Below are 17,729 nucleotides of genomic sequence, written 5' to 3'. Positions count from 1 at the left end.
GATACCTCCGGATTCGACGGGGGTCCAGGGCGTGTTCCAGAAGCCGTGGCGGGGTCTAGAGGGCGTCGCCGGTGATGCTGGCGAGCAGCTTCTTCGCGGCCTCGTCGCCGCACGGATAGGCGGCCAGCGCGCAGCGGACGGCCAGCGCGGGGTCGAAGGTCTCGGGACGCAGAGCCCGCTCCCCGCGCGCGGTCTCGGCGGCGACCAGGGGCGAATCGGCGGGCAGGCCGCCCCCGGTGCCGTCCAGCACCGCGGTGAACCGCTGCTTGAACGCCTCGAAGGCCGCCAACGTGAAGTCGGTCCCGAAGTGGTTCGGCGCGTCCCATGCCAGATACGCCCGCACCACCGCGGGATCCTGCTCGGCCAGGAACTCGTCGGCCCAGATCGCGTGGTCGCGGCTGGTGGAGAACTTCAGGCCGTCCAAACGGTAGAACTCGTTCACGACCACGCCGGCATACCGGTCCAGCGCCACTCCGGCGGCGGCCAGCACGGCCGGGATCGTCGCCGTGAGGTAGAACGGATTGTCCAGGCCGGTGAAGAACCAGTACTCGCTGATCCGGTTCCAGGCCGCCGTGCACTCGGCGAGCGTCGCAGAGCCCGCATTCAGATGCCGCGCCACCGTGTAGTAGTAGGCGAGCGCCATCTCGCCCCACACATCGATGCGCAGCTCCTCCCCGCCGCCCTGCCACACCAGGCCCCAGTCCCCGGGATAGGCCAGCGGCACCTCGGGCAGCTCGCCCTCCAGGTACCGGCTCAGCATCACCCGGGCCTGCGGCGACACGGCGGCCCGCACCCAGGCCTCGGTCAGGGCTTCGCGGAAGTCCTCCAGCCGCAGCACCGGAATCAGGACGCTGGCGATCTCCGGCTCCGCGTCGTGGCACCGGGACCGGGCGTCGACCAGGTCCCGCGCCAGCAGGAAGGTCCCGCAGCCCTCGCACGACCCGCCGCACGCGCCCTGCCCGCACGTCGGGCACGTCCCCCCGACCCGCCAGTGGTGCAGCGTCCGCCCGCACTCGGTGCACAGCGCGACCTCGGACTCCGTCTCCACCACCGCGCCGCCGGCCACCAGCTCCGACAGCAACGCCGGCAGCGCGGCCCGGTAGTCCTCGTCCGTGTACGGGTCGAAGAAGATGTCGTACTCGAACCGCGCCAGCTCCATGGCTTGGCTGATTCGCCGCCCGAACCGGTCGAGCATCGCCTCGACCGGCTCGCCGAGCTGTTCGGCCCGCGCCATCGTCCAGTTCTGGTGCGGGTCCAGGCTGCCCAGGTGCAGCACGTCCTGCCCGGCGGCGCGGGCGGCCCGCGCCGCGATGTCCGCGCCGAGGTAGGGCCCGGACAGGTGGCCCAGGTGCAGCGGCCCGTTGGGGGTGGGCGGGGGCGATATCAAGAGCTTGATTTCGCGATCGGTGGACTGCTCCGACATGTGAGGCACTTTCTCGAAGAAGGGGCGGCGGACCGGCGTCTCACGCCGGGACTGGCTGGTTCCCTGCCTGGGTCGCGGGTTCCTCCACGACGGCTCTCTCACGCATTCCGAACTGGCCGGAGACGACGCAGAGCACGGCGACGGCTCCGCACCACAGCCACAGCTGGCGGTGCCCGGCGTTCCACACCGCCACCCCCAGCACCGGGCCCACGGCCTGGCCCAGGCCGAAGGCCGACTGCATCGCGCCCAGGTAGCGGCCGGTGGCCTCGGCCGGGGCGACCCGGGCCGGCCAGGCGAACACGCTCGGTCCGCCGACCATCTCCCCGGTGGTGCCCACCACCATCGCGGCCACCAGCGTCGGCACCCCGCCGGGCAGCCCGAAGCCGACCAGGCCGGCGCCGAGCAGGCCGAAGCCGGCCGAGACCGCCACCCGCGGCGCCCAGTGCTGGACGAAACGGGTGATTAGCAGCTCCAAGCCGATGATCATCCCCGCGGACAGGCTGTTGAGCGCGCTGTAGACGACGGTCGCGTGCCCCGCGGCCGTGATCGCCAGCGGCAGGACCGTCATCATCTGGATGTAGATCACCGCGTTGGCGAACACCATGAACAGATACAGCGAGTACCGGCGGTCCCGCAGAACCGTGAGATACCCGATCCGGTCCCGGCGCGCCGCGCCCATCGCCCGCGTCGCGGCGTCCTCGCGCGGCAGCCGCAGGAAGGCGATGACGGCGTAGGCCACCGACGTGGCGCCGTCCAGCCAGAACATCAGGTCCCAGGAGACGGCGATCAGCCACGCCGCCAGCAGCGGCCCGCCCAGCGCGCCGAGGTTGACGGCCATCCGGTTCAGCGCGAACACCATCGTCTGCCGGTCCTTGGCCGTCGCCTTGGCCAGCATGGTGCTCGCGGCCGGCCGGTAGGACTGGGCCGTGGCCCCGGCCGCGAACACCGCCGCCAGGATCACCGGGTACGCCGACAGGGCACTGACCGACACGACCAGCACCGCCGAGGTGAGCATCGCCCACACGATGGTCAGGCGCGCGCCGAGCCGGTCGGCCAGGCCGCCGCCGAACAGCAGCCCGACGACGGATCCCGCGCCGTACAGCGCCAGCGCGGTCCCGGCCTGCGCGGAGCTGAAGCCGCGGTGCACCAGGTAGAGCACCATGAACGCGCGCAGGAACGCGCCGAGCTGGTTGATGAAGATGCCCGCGAGCAGGAACCGCACGATGTTCGGCAGGCCGGCGAGGGTGGCCAGGACCCCGACCGCGCCCTGGGCGGGTCCGGGGTCGGCGTCGGGCGCGGGCGTCTTCGAAGCCTGATCTGTCTGCTGTGCGGCGTCTTTCCGGCTCGGGGGCGGCCCTGGTTGCCCGGGCTGCGCCGGCGACCGCGTGTCCTGATCCGCGTTCTGATCCGTGTCCTGATTCGCGTCCTGCCGCCCGGCTCCACCGCTGCTCACGGTGCGGATTCCTCGGTCGCCGGGATCACCGTGAACGCCTTGGCGGCCACTTCCAGCGCCGCCCGGCAGTCCTGCTCGGTGTCGGCCACCGCGACGATCTGCGCGATCCGGCTCTCCCAGGCCTGGCCGTTCGGCGGCAGCTTCACCTCGCGCGGCGTCGGCGCCAACAGTCCCGCGCGCTCGACCTCCGGCGGCAGCGCCGCGGTGTCGACGCGGATCTCGGCGATGGTCATGTCGTGATCGGGGTAGAGGAACTGGATCGCGGCCACCCGGCTCGGACCCGGGGTGAGCTCCGGCGTGCGTCCGGCGGCGATGTCGGCGGCGGCCAGGTTCACGTCGACGCCGGTGGCGAGCCGGTCCAGGTGCGGGATCAGGCCGCCGCCGAGGCGGCCGTTGACCTCCACCACCTTCCAGACTCCGCGGGAGTGCCGCAGCTCGGTGTGCGTGACGCCGGTGTGGAAGCCCAGCGCGGCGTGCGCGCCGGTCAGCACCGCGAGCAGGTCCGGGTCGCGCAGCAGCGGGTCGGCGCCGTCGACCAGGTGCCCGACCTCCTCGAACGCCGGGGCGAACCCGAGCTCCTTGTGCGCCACGCCCAGCGGCACCACGCGGCCGTCGAAGCAGGCCGCGTCCACGCTGATCTCCGGGCCGTCCAGGTACTCCTCGACCAGGACCCCGGCCTCGTAGCGGTTCTTCTCCTCCGGCAGGTCGATCGACAGGGCGTGGGCGTGCGCGGCGGCGATCCCGTCGGGGGCGTCCACGCGCAGCACCCCGAAGCTCGCGGCCAGGTTGCGGGGCTTGATCACGACCGGGTAGCCGATGGCCTCGGCCGCGGCCACCGCCTGCGGGACGTCCGCCACCGCCCGGGACCGGGGCTGCGGCACGTCCGCGGCGGCCAGGGCGGTGCGGGTCGCGTGCTTGTCGCGGCAGCGCGCGACGGCCTCCGGCGGGCTGGTCGGCAGGCCCAGGGCCGCGGCCAGGGCGGCGGCGTCGACGATCCGGGCCTCGTCGTAGCACACGACGCCGGCCACGCCGCGGCCGTGCTCGGCGCGCAGCCGGGCGTCCAGCGCCCGGGCCGCCTCGATCATCGCCGGCGCGTCCTGGGTGTCGATCCCGGTGTGGCCGACGATGTACGGCCCCTCCCAGGTCACCGTCTGCGTCCGGCCGGCGCCGCCGACGAACAGCCAGACCCGGTACCGCTGGGCCACCGAGACGGCGAACGCCTCCCGCGCGACCGCGCTGAGGCTGGACACCTGGATCAGGAACGGTCGGTCGTCGGGCGCGGGATGTTCCACATCCACCATTTTGTGCGGGCCCTTCTCGCGGTGGCAGCCGGCCCGGGTCACGGGCGTTGACGGCGAAACATACCAGCGTCCTGATGGGTCCGCCACGCGTTGATGATCAGGGTCTTGTGAATAGGAAGTAACCCTGAAGATCCCCAGGTGAAGGCGGTTTTCAGGGCTTACCACCGACTGTCCCGGTCTGCTAGCGTCCATCAGCACATCCCAGGACCCTGATCATGTTCCCGGGCGACAGAGGGGCCACGCATGCACGTGATCGATCATTCCGTCGCGGTGGGCACCGGTGATGCCGTGATGACGGTGACAAGGTGGGAGCAATTCCCGATCGTCAAGGACTTGCCGTTCGGGGGAATGTGGTACTCGGTGGCCCCGCTCGGCGCCAGCCCTCGTGATCAGCACCCTGACATGGAGCTGTCCGTCGTGCTCCGGGGCGAGGCGGACGTCGAGGTCGGGGGCCGCCGCACGCGCGTCGCGCAGGGCTCGGCGTTCCTGCTCGACAGCGCCGAGGCGCACGTGATCCACAACCCGTCCGCCGACACCCCGCTGCTGATCTTCAGCGCGTACTGGATGCCGCCGGCGTCCGGTGCCGCGGATACCAGCCCGGGGCAGTGAGTACCCGGATCTGCGTCGTCGGCGGGGGACTGGCCGGCGCTTTGCTGGCCTGGCGGCTGGCCTCGGGCGGTGGTGGCGGTGGTGGCGGTACCGGGGGCGGTACCGCCGCGGGCGCCGTCACCGTCGAACTCCTGACCGGCCGCCCCGGCACCGCCGACGCCACCGCCGCCTCGCGCGGCCTGGTCCGCGCGTTCGAGACCGACCCGGCGCACGCCGCGGCCGCCCGCGCGAGCCTGGCCGAGCTGCTCGCCGATCCCGTGCTGCGGGAGTGGGCTGGCTATCGGCGGCTGGGCTCCACCTACGTGCTCGCCGACGGCCCGCCGGATCCGGCGCAGTTCGCGGCCCTGCTCTCCGGCGCGCCGGGCGCGGTGCACCTGGTCACCGCGGCCGACCTGGCCGCGGCGGGCTGGCACGGGCTGCCCGAGCAGGCCGTCGCCGTCGTGGAGGAGGAGGCCGGCTGCCTGGATCCGGATTGGCTGCGCCGCTCGGCGATCGCGGACCTGGCCGGCCGGCGCGGCGTCGCCGTCGTCGCCGAGCCGCTCCAGGGCCTGCGGGTGCGGCCCGACGGGGTCCGGGTCGAGGGCCGGTCCGGCTCGTGGGGCTCCCGTGGCTCCCGGGACTTCGACGCCGTGGTGATCGCGGCTGGGCCGTGGACGCCGGCCCTCCTGCACAGCTGCGGCCTGCCCGCGGAGGGGCTGACCACCAAGGCGATCCAATACACCGTGGTCCCCACCCGGGGCCCCCGGCCGACGGCGTTCGTCGACGAGACCACCGGCCTGTTCGGGCGCCCGGTGCCCGGCGGCCTGCTGGTCGGCCTGCCCACCGAGTCGTGGGGCGTCGATCCCGACGTCCCCAAGGCCGAACCGGAGCTGGGGCGCGAAGCGCTCCGGCTGGCCGCGTACCGGTTCCCCGCGCTGCGCGTGGCGGGGCCGGGCGCGACCACCGTGTCGGCCGACTGCTATGCCACCTCGACCGGGCTGCGCCTGGCTCCGGTCCCCGGCACCGGAGGCCGGGTCCACACCTTCTCCGGCGGATCCGGCGGCTCGGCCAAGACTGCCCTGGCCGCCAGCGCTCAGGCGGCGGACGACCTCCGTCGCTGAGCGGACCCACCGGCCGCGGGCGACGGCCCCGGCCGGGTTCGTGCCCACACAGCACCACGATCGTGACCGGATGGGAGATCACGCAACATGAATGTCCCCGCGTACCACGCAGTCGGCATCGGTGCCGGCCCGGCCAACCTGAGTCTCGCAGCCCTCTACCAGGGGGTGCGCTCCGAGGGCGCCGCCGCCGGGGGCGGCGGCGGGCTGGCCCTGTTCGACCGCCAGGCCGGCCCCGCCTGGCACGAGGCGCTGCTGCATCCCGGCGTCGGCATGCAGACCTCGTGGCTGAAGGACCTGGTGTCGGTCGTCGACCCCACCCACCCCCTGAGCTTCCTGAACTACCTGGTCACCACCGGCCGGTTCTTCGCCCTGCTGAACTCCCAGTTCGACTCCCTGCCGCGCCGCGAGTACCAGGCCTACCTGGCCTGGGCCGCGCAGCGGATGGACGGGCTGCACTACGGGGTCGACATCGACCGGATCTCGCTGACGCCGGACGGCTTCCAGGTCTGGGCCGGCGGCGTCCCGCAGGCCGTGGCCGCCCACCTCGTGCTCGGCGTGGGCAGCCGCCCGGTGCTCCCGGCGGCCCTGCGGGGCCTGCCGCCCGACGCCGTCTTCATCGCCGACGAGCTGGGCGCCCGCCTGGCGGCCATGGACGGCCACCGCCACGAGCCGGTGGCCGTGCTCGGCGGCGGCCAGACCGGCTGCGAGGCGGTGGTGCGCCTGATCGGCCTGGGCTTCACCGACATCAAATGGATCGGCCGCGGCCAGTGGTTCAAGACCATCGACGACTCGCCGCTGGCCAACGACTTCTACCGTCCCGAGCACCAGAAGTTCCTCCAGGGCCTGACCCTGTCCACGCGCCGCCGCCTGATCGAGGAGCAGCGCCACACCGGCGACGCCCTCACCCCGGGCGCGATGAAAAGCCTCTACCAGGCGAACTACGGGGCCATGCTGGAGAAGGGCGCGGGATTCCCGGCGCGCATCCACATCGGCCACGACGTCACCGGCGCCACCATGGACGGCGACACCGTCGTGCTGCACTGCGAGACCTCCGAGCAACAGGCCGACATCCCGGTCCGCCACGCGGTGGTGGCCATGGGCCGGGAGAAGACCCCGATCCCGTTCGACGACGAGCTGCGCCGGCGCGTCGACGTCGACGACCACGGCGAGATGATCGTCGAGTCGGACTGCTCGGTCCGCTGGAAAAGCCGCGAAGGGCACCGCATCTACGCGATGAACCGCGCCCGCTTCAGCCACGGCATCCCGGACGCCAACCTCACCCTGCTTCCGGTCCGCGCCGCGCTCATCCTCAACTCGATGTTCGACCGCGAGGTCTACCGCCTCGAGGACAGCCTCTGCACCGTGGCCTGGGGGTAGCCGTGCCCACCACGACGAAGTTCGACTACGACGGAATCCGCTTCCGCGCCGAGGACCACCCGACCACGGCCCCCCACGCCGCGGCCGGGACCCCGACCATCGGCCACTACCACCAGAACGGCGACCTGGTCTGGGCCGAGTTCGGCGGCGGCCGCCTGCGCACCGGCCGCCTGGTCGGCACCACCCGCCCCGACGGCACCATCGACGCCGCCTACTGCCAACTCGCCCTGGACGGCACCATGGTCGCCGGCACCGTGGTCAGCACCCCCGAACGCCTGCCCGACGGCCGGATCCGCCTGGTCGAGGACTGGCGGCGGGCGGACGGGTCGACGGGGGTGTCGGTGATCGAGGAGTGCCGGGGGGTGGAGGACGGGGGCGGGAACGGATCTGGCGGTGATCGCGGGTCTGGCGATGCGAACGGTTCTGGCGGATCTGGCGGTGGTTACGGTTCTGGCGGCGCTCGCGGGTCTGACAGTGCTCGCAGATCAGGCAGCGTAGCCGTTCCTGAGCGCGGCGGTGCTGGCACCGACCAACATGGCCCGTTCGCCGCCCACGGCGAGTCAGCTGGCTGACTCGCCGGCGGCTGCCCCGATCCGCCGCCCTCGCGGGTCCGCGATGCTTAGGGCGTCGCGGGCCTGCGGAGGCGTTTTGCTCACAGCCAAGGGTCCGGTGGTTCCTTCTCGGCGGTCGGAGCGTCCGTTGCTTCTTCGGGCTTTTCCGCCTGCGGCTCAGGAGGAGACTGGCGCTGAGATCGTGGCGGGCCTGGGCGGGTCCGCGACAGCGGTCCTTCGCCGAAGCCTGGCGGAGGCGGAGGAGATGGCGGACCGGGCTGCTGGGGTGCGGGCGGTTCCAGGCCGAACTCGTCGGCGCCCTCGCCGTAGTACGGCGAATCGTCGTCGTGGGAGGTCACTAGCCGTTTGAGCGCGCTGACCGGATTCCACCGCGAGTGTTGCTGCTCTTTTTCCGGTGGAGGGGGCTGCGCCCCGGCCGTCGGCGGTGGCGCGATCTGGATCGGCGGCGGCGGTGCCGGAGGCTCCGGGGCGCGTTCCAGTTCCACCCGCACCGCTTTCGCGAGGCCCTCGACACCCGCGCACATCGGCAGCCGTCGCGGGATTCGGTTCGAGGCCTTCCACCCGGTGGTGATCAGCGTCGGGCGCGCGGTGGGCAAGGCCGCGGACCAGACGTCCGCGACCTCGGACTCGGGCACCATCAGGACCCTGTCGGCCGGGATGCGCGGCGTGGGCGGCGACGACAGCGGCAGCGGTGACAGCGGCGACAGCGCTGCGTCGTCCGGCCCGGACCGGCTGTTCCCCTTCCCCCGCCACGGCGCCGCCGTCGCACTGCTGCGCTGCGGCACCAGGGCTTCCTTCCGGGTCGCGTTCCAGGTCAGGCCGGCCCACGTCTCGTACACCGGACTCGCCCAGGCCCTCGCGTTCGCCAGCAGCGTCGGCAGGTCCGGCGTCGGCGGGAAGCCGTGGCCGTCGTTCTGCGCCAGCCATCCCACGAAGACGTAGAGCGCCCGGCCCGACTGCCCGCCGGTGTCCGTGTTCATGGTGTCGCTGAGCTCTGCGGCACGGCAGGCGACGCCGACCAGCCGGACCGACTCGGTCTGCGCGAGCAGGCAGCGCGGATCCTCCAGGCCCTTGCCGTGGGCGACGACCGCGTGCACCACGTCCTCCAGCCAGCTCCCGGCCTGCGGCACGGCCGGCCGCACGCGCCACCAGCTGTCGACGACCGGCGTCCGGCCGTAGACGACCGCGTGCCACCCGCCGGGCAGCGGGGGAGGGGCGGCCGCGCTCCCCGGCGACTTCGGGTTCTGCGGATCCAGAGCTTTCGGATCCAGAGCTTTAGGATCCCGAGCTTTCGGGTCCAAGGCTTTCGGATCGACGGCTCTCGGGTCCAAGGCTTTAGGATCCAAGGCTTTAGAGTCCAAGGCTTTCGAATCCGAGACTGTCGGATCCGGGACGTTCGGATCTGAGGCTTCTGACACGGCATCCGATTCCGGGGCCCCCGGATCCGGGGCCCCTGGCTCCAAGGCCCCTGATTCCGAGACCTCTGATGGTGAGATCTTCGGTTCCGAAACAGCTGATTCCGAGCCGTCCGCCTCCGAGGCCCCGCTGAGACTGCCGTCCCGAATCAGCTGCGTGACCATAGTCTCACTCTCGAAGATCGGAGGCTCGCCGTCGTCAGACAACGCGCTTGCCGTCCTCGAAGACCGCGACCCGGTTCATGATCCGCGCTTCTTCCAGTCGGCCGACGAGCCTGGCCACCTGCGTGTCCATCCGGGCCACCGTCTCCTGCATCTTCTCCAACTGCTCGCGCTCGTCCTGGATCGCCCTGGTCTGGGACGCCACGTACTTCGGCTGGAAGATCGAGCGGAACGTCTTCCGGTACTTCTCCAGGTCGTCGGCGCTCTCGGTGATCCGGTTCTGGAGCCGGCCGGCCGCGAAACGGTCACTGCGCACGTTCGTGTCCAGCAGGTTCAAGAAGGAGTGGATCAGCGGGTAGGCCAGATTGCGGGGGTTGACCTTCGACGTGTCGAGCGTGAGGTCCTCCCCGGCCATGTCCTGGCCGAACGCGCCGAGCTGGACCGGGCACACCAGCGTGCGGGACCCGGCCCGCTGCTCGAAGGCCGCCGGCAGCAGCCGCTGGACCAGATCGCACAGCTGGTCCATCAGCTCCTCGGGCGGCGTGCGGGGGCTGGCCTGGCGGATCATGTCCGCCTTGGTCAGCAGGACCGTGATCGACGGCAGCTGCACCCCGCGCTGGGCCCGCTCGGAGAGCGTGTTGGCGAGATAGGCGTTCATCCGGCGGGCCAGCGTCATGCGCTTGACCCCGTCGCGGCGCTCGTCGACGACCGGCGAGCCGGCCAGGTGGGTGCCGTTGAGGACCAGGTAGATGCTGTCGGACTCGATCAGCCGGGCCTGCAGGCGCCCGGCATCGGTGGCCTCCGGCTGGTTCCCGTCCATCGCCCCGCCCCGGTAGTCCTCCCAGTCGAAGGTGAGGATGGTCTCGCCGTCCTGGCGGAAGATGAACGAGTAGAGCTTCGGCTCCGTGGAGGTCGCCGGGGGGACGCGGCCGTTGTCGCAGAGCTCGTACCAGGCGTCCGCCATGTCCTCGTCGTCGTCCAGGTCCGTGGTGACCAGCGTGTGGCCCTGGACCCCGGCCGACAGCACCGCGTACATCCCCAGCAGATAGGTGGTCTTGCCCGATCCCTTGGTGCCGAGCATCGTCACCTTGGCCTGCGGCACAGTCATGAGCGTGTCCTTTCCCGTATCAAGCGAGGTCTCGGGCGATCATCCGGCCGAGTTCCATGGCCGGCCGTTGCAGAGGCGCCATCTGCGCGGCGACCTCCGCGGCGCGTTTGGCGTGCGCCCGCGCCTCGTCTCCTTTGCTCTCCGTGCCGTTCCAGCGCGCCCGCGCCCACTCCACGAGCCCGACCTCCGACCGGGCCCGGCCGGCCCGTTCCAGCCACTGGCTGCGTTCCCGCTCCAGCTGGTCGATCCGGTCGCGGATGTGGTGCGACAGGCACCAGAGCACTGGGATGTGCACGTTCTTCGGGCGGCGGTTGCATCGGATCCGGACCGACAGGTCGTGCACCCCCGGCGCGGACGCGATCAGCGAGCGCAGCCCCGCCAGCGGCTGCTCGGCCGCAGCCCAGGACTGCCGGCCCCGGATCAGGTCGGCCTTGGTGTAGGCGATGACGACCGGCAGCGGCATGCCCCCCGAGTGCTGGGCGATAGCCCATTCGCAGCTCGCCGTCAGCCGGCGCGCGTGGCGCGCGACGGCTGACGGGTCGCGGGCGAACCGCTCGGCGTCGGCGAACACCACGATGCCGTCGGCGGCCCGCAGGTCGGCGTGCAGCGCCGCGGTGTCGGCCTCGGTCGACCGGTCGTGCAGCGCGCCGCCCCGGTAGTCGCTCCAGAGGAAGTCGAAGAACACCCGGCGCTGATGGGAGAGTTCGAACTCGTACAGCGCCCGCTGCGAGGTCATCGCCGGGTACTTGCTGTGCCGGATCCCCCAGGCCTCCGCCAACAGCTCGGATCCCTGACCCGTGTCCTTGGTGGCCAGCCGGAAGTCCTTGAAGCCCCCGACCATGGCCTGGTACATCATGGCCATGTAGGTCGTCTTGCCGGCCTTGGTGTCGCCGATCATCGCTATCCGCATGCCGCTCTCGTCCTTCTCGCTGTTCCTGCTCGACCCGTCGGAGGCACTCGGTCCTCGGTCCTCGGTCCGGTCCTCAGTCCTCAGTCCTCGAACGGGCTTTTCTCGGGCTCGTGGCCGCGCCGGTGCCGGTCCTGGAGGAGCCCGCGGCCGTAGCGCACGGCCCCGTAGGCCACCGCGAGCTCCGGTTCCGGGACCGGGAGCAGCGGACGGCCGGTCCGGCTCGCCAGCAGCTCGCGGACCAGCGGCAGCCGGCACGATCCGCCGACCGGCACGACACAGTCCACCTGCTGCCATTGCCAGCCCAGGCCGGTCAGTAGCCGGTCGCATTCGGCCAGCGCGTCGGCCAGCGGATCGGCGACGAGGTCGGCCAGTTCGGCGCGGGTCAGCTTGAACCACGACGGCGGATCGGTGTCGGTCAGCTCGATCTCGTCGACCTCGGCCACCGACAGCTGGATCTTCAACCGCTCGCAGGCGTCCTTCAGGCGGTTGCGCCGCCGCAGCGCCTCCGGGTCGCCGGGGCTCGGCCCGTCGAGGACCTTGGCCGCCAGCTCGGGGAAGTCCTGGTGCAGCCGCCGCAGGATCCGCCGGTCGAAGTCGCCGCCGCCGACGTCCGGCAGGCCGCCGGGCAGCCCCAGCACCTCCACGTCGCCGGAGGCGGTCGGACCGGCCAGCGCGCAGTCGAAGGTCCCGCCGCCGAGGTCGAACACCAGGATCGTCTCGCCGCTCCGGGCGCCGGCCGCGTACTGCGCCGCCGCGACCGGTTCGGGCAGCAGCCGCACCCGGTCCGGATCGAACCCGGCCGCCCGCACGGCCTCGGCCAGCAGCTCCCGGTTGCCCTGCTCCCAGGACGCCGGATGGGTGACGACCACCAGGTCCGGCGTCCCGGGCGACTGGCTCTCGGCCTCGCACCGCAGGAACTCCAGGACCTCGGCGGTCAGCCGGTGCGGCTGCACCGGGCGGCCGTCCAGATCGCGCGGCGCCCGGTCGCCGAACTCCCGCTTGAACTCGGTGAACAGCCGCACCGGATCCCGCGCCCCGGCCTTCAGCGCGGCCCCGCCGACCAGCGGCGCCGCGCCGTCCTCGGATATGAACACCGCCGTCGGCACGGCGGCCGGCAGCCCCGGCGAGCCGCGGTCGACGACGCAGCTGTCGGAGCCGTCGGTGCGCCCGACGGCCAGCACCGAGGTGGTGGTGCCGACGTCGACGCCGTAGACGATGGCCATGGGCGGATCAGCCTTCTGTCTCGGTGGTTCCTGGGGCTTCGGCGGCACGGTCGGCTTCGGCGGTCCCAGCGGCTCCGGCGGGCCCGGGTGCTCCACTGGTTCCGGCAGTTCGGGAGGCACTAGGGTCCCCGCTCGCGCCACCGTCCTTGCTCGTGCCACTGCCCCCGCTCGCGCCGGCGGCCCCGCTCCCGTTCCCGCCTGCGCTCCCGTTCCCGCCTGTGCCGCCGTTCCCGCCTGCGCCGCCGTTCCCGTTCGCGCCCCCGCTCTCCCTGCCCGCCCGATCCGCCAGCGCGTCGGCCCGCCCGCGCAGCGTGTCGATCGCCTCCTGCACGGCGGCGCAGCGGCCGAGCGCGGCCCGCACGTGCTTCTGCCGCTCGGCGCGCTGCGCCTCGGTGAGGATCCGGGTCTCGGCGAGCCCGGTCAGCGAGGCGGTCAGCGACTGGTCCTGCGCCGCCAGCCCGGTGTCCAGGGCCGCGGTCAGGGCCCTGGTCTCGGCCCGCACCTGGTCGGCCAGGTCGGTCCCGGCCTGCCGCCGGGCCGACTCGATCAGCGGCAGCACATGCTCCCGCAGCGCGTTGGCGACCTCCCGCCGCCGGTGCTCGGCGGCGGTGCGGTTGGTGTCGCGCACCCCGGCCACCCAGCCGAATATCAGCCCGCCGGCCCCGCCGACGATGGCGCCGACGATGTTCCCGATCACCGGGATGAAGCTGCCCAGGATGCCGCCGGCGGCCGCGCCGACCGCGAACCCGGTGCGGCTGCCGAACCAGGAGGCCCGGGCCTTGGCGAACCAGCTCGGCTCGCCGCGCACCTTGATGGTCGGCATGCCCGGCGCCTCGCCCCGCACCGTGGAGCCCCCCGGGCCGCTGCCGGCCAGGTCGAAGGTGGTCTGCGCGGAGTAGTCGGCGGCGACCGCCTCCACCGCGGAGGCCAGTGCCGTGTTCGCCTCCTGCGCCGCCTCCACCAGCCGCTGGGCCACGTGCCGGACGATGGACTCGGGGTCGGAGAACGTCTCCTCGGTGGACAGCCGCTTGCGGAAGTCGTCGCGGATCCGGTCCAGCCGGTCGTCCAGGGCGCGCCGGATCGGCCGGCTCGCGGCCTCGATCTCCCCGGCCAGCTCCGTGCGCCACTTGGCCTTGTTCGAGCGCAGGTCCCGCACGGCGGTGCGGGTGGCGGCGATCCGGGTGTCGATGTCCTCCAGCGCGTGGTCGCCGGTGAGCGCCTGCGCCTCGTTCTCCCACGGCGCCGCGGCCGCGCCGACCGCCTCCTCGTCGCCGTCGAGCAGGCGGTGCACCTGCTGCACGCCGCAGGTGGCGGCCAGCCCGCCCCACAGCTCCCGCTCCAGAGCGACGAAGCCGGACGACGCGGACCGGGCGCCGCTCCCGCCACTCCCGCCGGCCCTGCCAGCCCCGCCGGCCCCGCCCTCCGCGCCCGCCTCCCCCTCGTCCTCCGCCTCGTCCTCGTCCTCGTCCTCCGCCTGCGCGACGGCGGCCCGATGCTCCCGCAGCGCCGACACGCCGATGACGACCAGGTCCGCCGGCTCGCGGCCGATGGCCGCCGCGACCCGCTCCCGGGTGGCGGTGACGAACGGCTCCGGGTCGACCACCCTGTCGATCATCGTCACCACGGTGATCACCGTGTCGCACTCGGCCAGGGCCCGTTCCAGGATCTCCAGCTCCGGCGTCCCCAGCGGCTCGCCCGCCGAGGCGACGAACAGCACCGCGTCCGCGCGGCTGAGGAACGCCCAGGTGACGGCCGTGTGCTCGGGGTTCAGCCCGCCGGTGCCGGGGGTGTCCACCAGCACCAGCCCGGAGGCCAGGAACTCCAGCGGCGCCGTCATCTCGACCGCGACCACCCGCTTGGCGTTGCGGGGGTTGCCCTGCTCGGTCACGTACTCCGCGACCTGTTCCAGCGGGATCGTCAGCGGCTCCGGGGCCGGCCGGCGCCCCACCGGGTCCGGCGCGAAGTGGACCACCGCCGTCTCCCGCTCGCCCCAGGCCAGCGTGGTGGCGATCGACGTGGTCACGTCGACGTCGACCGGGAACAGCCCGGGCCGCCGCACCAAGGCGTTGAGCAGACTGGATTTGCCCCGCCCGAACTCGCCGCAGACCACCAGGTGGAACCGCGCGGCGGCGAGCCGCTCCTGGCGCGCGCCGAGCGCTTCGAGCAGGGCCTGCGGGATGTGGCCGCCGAACTGCGCGACCACCCGGCGGTGCAGGGCCAGCGCGTCCTCGCGCAGCCCGGTCAGATCGTCCATCACCGTCACGGTGCTCACCTCGGGTCTTCGGTGGATCTCGGGGGCGGAACTCAGGGGTGGATCTCAGGGGCGGAGCTCAGGGCTGGAACGCAGGGCTGGAACGCAGGGCTGGAATTCACTCGTCGTCCAGCGCCAGCTCGTCGGTGGTGTTCAGCAGCAGCTCGGCCCGCCGGGCGCGGGCCTGGATCCGCTGGTAGCAGCCGAGCACCGTGCGCACGGCCTGCTGTTCGCGGGCGGCCAGCGTCCGGTCGGCGGCGAGCGCGGCCCAGACCTTGACCAGGTCGTCGGCCCGGGCCCGGATCGCGCCGGCCGGCGCGTCCTCGGGCAGGCCGACGCGGGCGGCACAGGTGGTGCCGTGCTCGCCGGTGACCTGGAGCAGCTGGTCGATCTGCTCGTCCGTGAAGTCCAGCCGGCCCCGGTAGTGCGCGGTCAGGGTGGCGAGCTCGGCGAACCCGTGCCCCCGCTGGCGCAGCCGCTGGAGCCGGTCGGCGACGATGTCGAGCGCCGGTCCGGCCTCCGCCGGCCCGCCGCCCTGCTGCCGCGCCAGCCGCACCCGGGCGATCTCCGCCCACGCCTGCTGGACGCCCTTGTCCAGCTTGATCAGCGCGGCCCGGTGGCCGAAGTGCCCTTGGATCAGCCCTCTGAGCCGCTCGACACCGCTGCCCGCGACGAGCTGGTCCCGCACCGCCGCCTCACCCAGCTCGGCGCGCAGATACCGGCAGCCCAGGTGGATCCCCCAGGCGCCGAGCTCCTCGATGAGCACCCGCCGCTGCGCGGCCGACAGCGACACCCCTCGCAACCGCTCGGCGTTCGCGAATTCGCCGGCGTCCTCCAGGTGGTGCACGAGCCGGCGCGGATCCGCGGTCCTCGCCAGGTCGGCGAGCCAGTCGAACTTCTCCGGACTCAGGCTGCGCGCGCCGGAGGCGACCAGCCCGGCGACCGGCACGATCGCGTAGAACAGCCTGTTGACCTGCGTCTGCGCCTGGTAGCGGTCGGCGATCGTGGTCGCGGTCGCCATGGGGTCGTAGTCCATCGGGTCGGCCGCGCCGGTCAGGCCCGGGCCGGGCGGCCAGTACTGCTGGTCGCATTTGGTGAGCACGCCGACGGCCTTCAGCGGCGACATCGTGCCCGCGACCGGCCCGGCGAACTCCTCCACGGCCAGCCGGTCCCGTTCGTGCAGGCCCCGGCTGAACGCGTACACCACCGCGTCGGCGCGGTCGACCTCGTCGGCGCTCTCCTGGTGCAGGTCCCGCGCGGTGCGCCCGCTGGCGGCCAGCAGCCGCGTCACCTCCGAACGCTCGGCGGTGTCGGTCATCGCGGATATCCCTAGGTAAGCTGCGGTGTCCGCGGAGTCCACTCCGTGTACGCTGCCCAGTCCCGGGGTGTCGACGAGCCGGAAGTCCAGCAACAGTTCGTGAGGCAGTTCATAAACGACCTTGCGGATATCCGCGTGCCGGCCCGGATCGTCCGGGTCGCGCGTGGTGAACTCTGCGAAACGCTCTACACAGACTTGTTCGGTCGCACTAGTATTGCGGCGATGAATCGTGACTACGGGATTCTTCCCATAGCAGAACTCGTTGACGATCAGGGTCAGTTCCAGCGCCCCGGTCACCGCGATTCGTCTGCCAATCAAGGCATTGATCAGGGTGGACTTCCCGCGTTTGATCTGGCCGGCCACCGCCACCCGCATCGGCTGTTCCAGCCGGTCCCCGGCCTGGCGGAGCACCTCGGCCAACGACCTGAGATCCGGGTCGGCCGCGGCCGTCGCGGCACATTCCGCGAGTTCGGCGCGCACCGCTTCCCGGCCGGGTCCGGCCCCCTCCCCGCCGCGCGTCGCCGCCATTCGCGCCGCCTTTCGTCCATGTGTTCCAATGCCCTGAATCGAGGTTCTCGCCTTGACGCGTTCCGGAAACCGTCGACAGTTCCGGGGTAGCAGATTAAGTGCCCCCCGGCGGCGACTTCCCCTCATTCGATCCGCTGGTGAAGATCTTTATCGTCCGGAAACGCCGCGGCACTCGGCGGCGCTGCCGCCGCGCCGCGGTCCGGACCTCCCACGGATCAGAGGATTGCGATGATCGCCGGACCCGGCCCGGCCCCCGGGGCGGCGCGCGCCGGCCGCACCTGGCCCTCCGGCTCGCTGCTCGGCATCGTCCCCGAGGTCGATCGCGAGGCGCTCCTGCACGAGGGCAGCGTCCGGGTCTTCAAGCGCGAAGAGGCCCTGATGATGGCCGGGGACCTGGAGACCGACGTCTATCTGATCCTGGACGGCTGCACGAAGGTCTTCGGCCACGCCATCGACGGCCGCACCGTGCTGCTCTCGATCCGGGCCGCGGGCGACATCGTGGGCGAACTGGCCGCCTTCGACGACCGTCCGCGCTCGGCCTCGGTGCTGGCCGCCACCCGGGTCACCGCCCGGGTGATCAGCCAGAGCCGGTTCCTGGCCTTCCTCGACGGCCACCCGGTGACCGACCGGGCCGTGACCCGGACGCTGTCGGCCAAGATGCGCACCATCACCCAGCACCGGGTCGACGTCACCGGCGCCCCGGTCCTGGTGCGCCTGGCCCGGGTGCTCTACCGGCTGGTCGAGTCGCACTCCACGCCGTGCCCGGAGGGCTGGCGCATCGAGGTCGCGCTGAGCCAGCCGGAGATCGCCGCGCTGATCGGGGCGGCCCAGCCCAGCCTGCACCGGGCCCTGGCCCAGCTGCGGGACCGGGGCGTGCTGATCACCCGGCGCCGCACCCAGATCGTCGCCGACCTGGGGCTGCTGGAGAAGATCTCGCGGGACGAGGAGGCATCCTGACCGGCCGGATCATTTGAGGAGG

Annotated in this window: 14 protein-coding genes; 5 read left to right on the top strand and 9 right to left on the bottom strand. The window is 72.7% G+C overall.

Annotated elements, in window-relative coordinates:
• Positions 1-55: 55 nt before the first annotated feature.
• Genes ABD481_RS22010 through ABD481_RS22000 form a run of 3 tightly spaced genes read right to left on the bottom strand, consistent with a single transcriptional unit; the run spans position 56 to position 4,168 of the window.
• A complete protein-coding gene (locus tag ABD481_RS22010) occupies positions 56-1,423 on the bottom strand; it encodes a class I tRNA ligase family protein (RefSeq protein ID WP_344667606.1) in 1,368 nt (455 codons plus the stop codon).
• Positions 1,424-1,463: 40 nt separating this feature from the next.
• On the bottom strand, positions 1,464-2,876 hold the full coding sequence (locus ABD481_RS22005; RefSeq protein WP_344667605.1) for an MFS transporter: 1,413 nt from the start codon (positions 2,874-2,876) through the stop codon (positions 1,464-1,466).
• The gene (locus ABD481_RS22000; RefSeq protein ID WP_344667604.1) at positions 2,873-4,168 is read right to left on the bottom strand and encodes an ATP-grasp domain-containing protein; all 1,296 of its coding nucleotides are present in this window, start codon (positions 4,166-4,168) and stop codon (positions 2,873-2,875) included. Before ABD481_RS22000 ends, ABD481_RS22005 begins: the two co-directional genes overlap by 4 nt.
• A gap of 252 nt (positions 4,169-4,420) precedes the next feature.
• Here ABD481_RS22000 and ABD481_RS21995 point away from each other — a divergent pair, with 252 nt between their 5' ends.
• The 4 genes from ABD481_RS21995 (at position 4,421) to ABD481_RS21980 (ending at position 7,835) form a co-directional block, all read left to right on the top strand.
• Positions 4,421-4,786 carry a cupin domain-containing protein gene (locus tag ABD481_RS21995; protein WP_344667603.1) on the top strand — a complete coding sequence of 122 codons (366 nt, stop codon included), beginning with the start codon at positions 4,421-4,423 and terminating at the stop codon, positions 4,784-4,786.
• Positions 4,783-5,886, top strand: a complete 1,104-nt coding sequence (locus tag ABD481_RS21990; RefSeq protein ID WP_344667602.1) for an FAD-dependent oxidoreductase — start codon at positions 4,783-4,785, stop codon at positions 5,884-5,886. The genes ABD481_RS21995 and ABD481_RS21990 overlap by 4 nt, the downstream gene beginning before the upstream one ends.
• A gap of 87 nt (positions 5,887-5,973) precedes the next feature.
• The gene (locus ABD481_RS21985; RefSeq protein ID WP_344667601.1) at positions 5,974-7,263 is read left to right on the top strand and encodes a SidA/IucD/PvdA family monooxygenase; all 1,290 of its coding nucleotides are present in this window, start codon (positions 5,974-5,976) and stop codon (positions 7,261-7,263) included.
• Positions 7,264-7,265: 2 nt separating this feature from the next.
• Complete coding sequence (locus tag ABD481_RS21980) at positions 7,266-7,835, top strand: avidin-fold protein (RefSeq protein WP_344667600.1); 570 nt, start codon at positions 7,266-7,268, stop codon at positions 7,833-7,835.
• An 80-nt stretch (positions 7,836-7,915) separates the two neighbouring features.
• On the opposite strand, the gene ABD481_RS21975 is transcribed toward ABD481_RS21980, so the two are convergent.
• The 6 genes from ABD481_RS21975 to ABD481_RS21950 form a co-directional block, all read right to left on the bottom strand.
• Complete coding sequence (locus tag ABD481_RS21975; RefSeq protein ID WP_344667599.1) at positions 7,916-9,166, bottom strand: hypothetical protein; 1,251 nt, start codon at positions 9,164-9,166, stop codon at positions 7,916-7,918.
• 283 nt (positions 9,167-9,449) lie between these two features.
• A complete protein-coding gene (locus ABD481_RS21970; protein ID WP_344667598.1) occupies positions 9,450-10,520 on the bottom strand; it encodes a hypothetical protein in 1,071 nt (356 codons plus the stop codon).
• 19 nt (positions 10,521-10,539) lie between these two features.
• Complete coding sequence (locus ABD481_RS21965) at positions 10,540-11,430, bottom strand: TRAFAC clade GTPase domain-containing protein (protein WP_344667597.1); 891 nt, start codon at positions 11,428-11,430, stop codon at positions 10,540-10,542.
• A gap of 80 nt (positions 11,431-11,510) precedes the next feature.
• On the bottom strand, positions 11,511-12,653 hold the full coding sequence (locus tag ABD481_RS21960) for an Hsp70 family protein (RefSeq protein WP_344667596.1): 1,143 nt from the start codon (positions 12,651-12,653) through the stop codon (positions 11,511-11,513).
• A gap of 7 nt (positions 12,654-12,660) precedes the next feature.
• The gene (locus ABD481_RS21955) at positions 12,661-14,907 is read right to left on the bottom strand and encodes a dynamin family protein (protein WP_344667595.1); all 2,247 of its coding nucleotides are present in this window, start codon (positions 14,905-14,907) and stop codon (positions 12,661-12,663) included.
• 115 nt (positions 14,908-15,022) lie between these two features.
• Positions 15,023-16,750, bottom strand: coding sequence for a dynamin family protein (locus tag ABD481_RS21950; RefSeq protein WP_344667594.1), 1,728 nt, complete (start codon positions 16,748-16,750; stop codon positions 15,023-15,025).
• Positions 16,751-16,978: 228 nt separating this feature from the next.
• Between ABD481_RS21950 and ABD481_RS21945 the strand changes: the two genes are divergently transcribed.
• Positions 16,979-17,707, top strand: coding sequence for a Crp/Fnr family transcriptional regulator (locus ABD481_RS21945; RefSeq protein ID WP_344667593.1), 729 nt, complete (start codon positions 16,979-16,981; stop codon positions 17,705-17,707).
• The last annotated feature ends 22 nt before the right edge of the window (positions 17,708-17,729 follow it).

The organism is Catenulispora yoronensis, assembly GCF_039531695.1.
Taxonomy (GTDB): Bacteria; Actinomycetota; Actinomycetes; order Streptomycetales; family Catenulisporaceae; genus Catenulispora; species Catenulispora yoronensis.
Note: the sequence above shows the minus strand (reverse complement) of the source record. Positions and strands in the feature narration are given on the sequence as shown.

What these genes read in the sequence shown, in the direction of transcription:
- ABD481_RS21955 (WP_344667595.1), bottom strand. Translation starts at nt 14,907, where the DNA reads ATGGACGATCTGACCGGGCTGCGCGAGGACGCGCTGGCCCTGCACCGC.
- ABD481_RS21985 (WP_344667601.1), top strand. Translation starts at nt 5,974, where the DNA reads ATGAATGTCCCCGCGTACCACGCAGTCGGCATCGGTGCCGGCCCGGCC.
- ABD481_RS21950 (WP_344667594.1), bottom strand. Translation starts at nt 16,750, where the DNA reads ATGGCGGCGACGCGCGGCGGGGAGGGGGCCGGACCCGGCCGGGAAGCG.
- ABD481_RS21970 (WP_344667598.1), bottom strand. Translation starts at nt 10,520, where the DNA reads ATGACTGTGCCGCAGGCCAAGGTGACGATGCTCGGCACCAAGGGATCG.
- ABD481_RS21960 (WP_344667596.1), bottom strand. Translation starts at nt 12,653, where the DNA reads ATGGCCATCGTCTACGGCGTCGACGTCGGCACCACCACCTCGGTGCTG.
- ABD481_RS21965 (WP_344667597.1), bottom strand. Translation starts at nt 11,430, where the DNA reads ATGCGGATAGCGATGATCGGCGACACCAAGGCCGGCAAGACGACCTAC.
- ABD481_RS21945 (WP_344667593.1), top strand. Translation starts at nt 16,979, where the DNA reads ATGATCGCCGGACCCGGCCCGGCCCCCGGGGCGGCGCGCGCCGGCCGC.
- ABD481_RS22010 (WP_344667606.1), bottom strand. Translation starts at nt 1,423, where the DNA reads ATGTCGGAGCAGTCCACCGATCGCGAAATCAAGCTCTTGATATCGCCC.
- ABD481_RS21995 (WP_344667603.1), top strand. Translation starts at nt 4,421, where the DNA reads ATGCACGTGATCGATCATTCCGTCGCGGTGGGCACCGGTGATGCCGTG.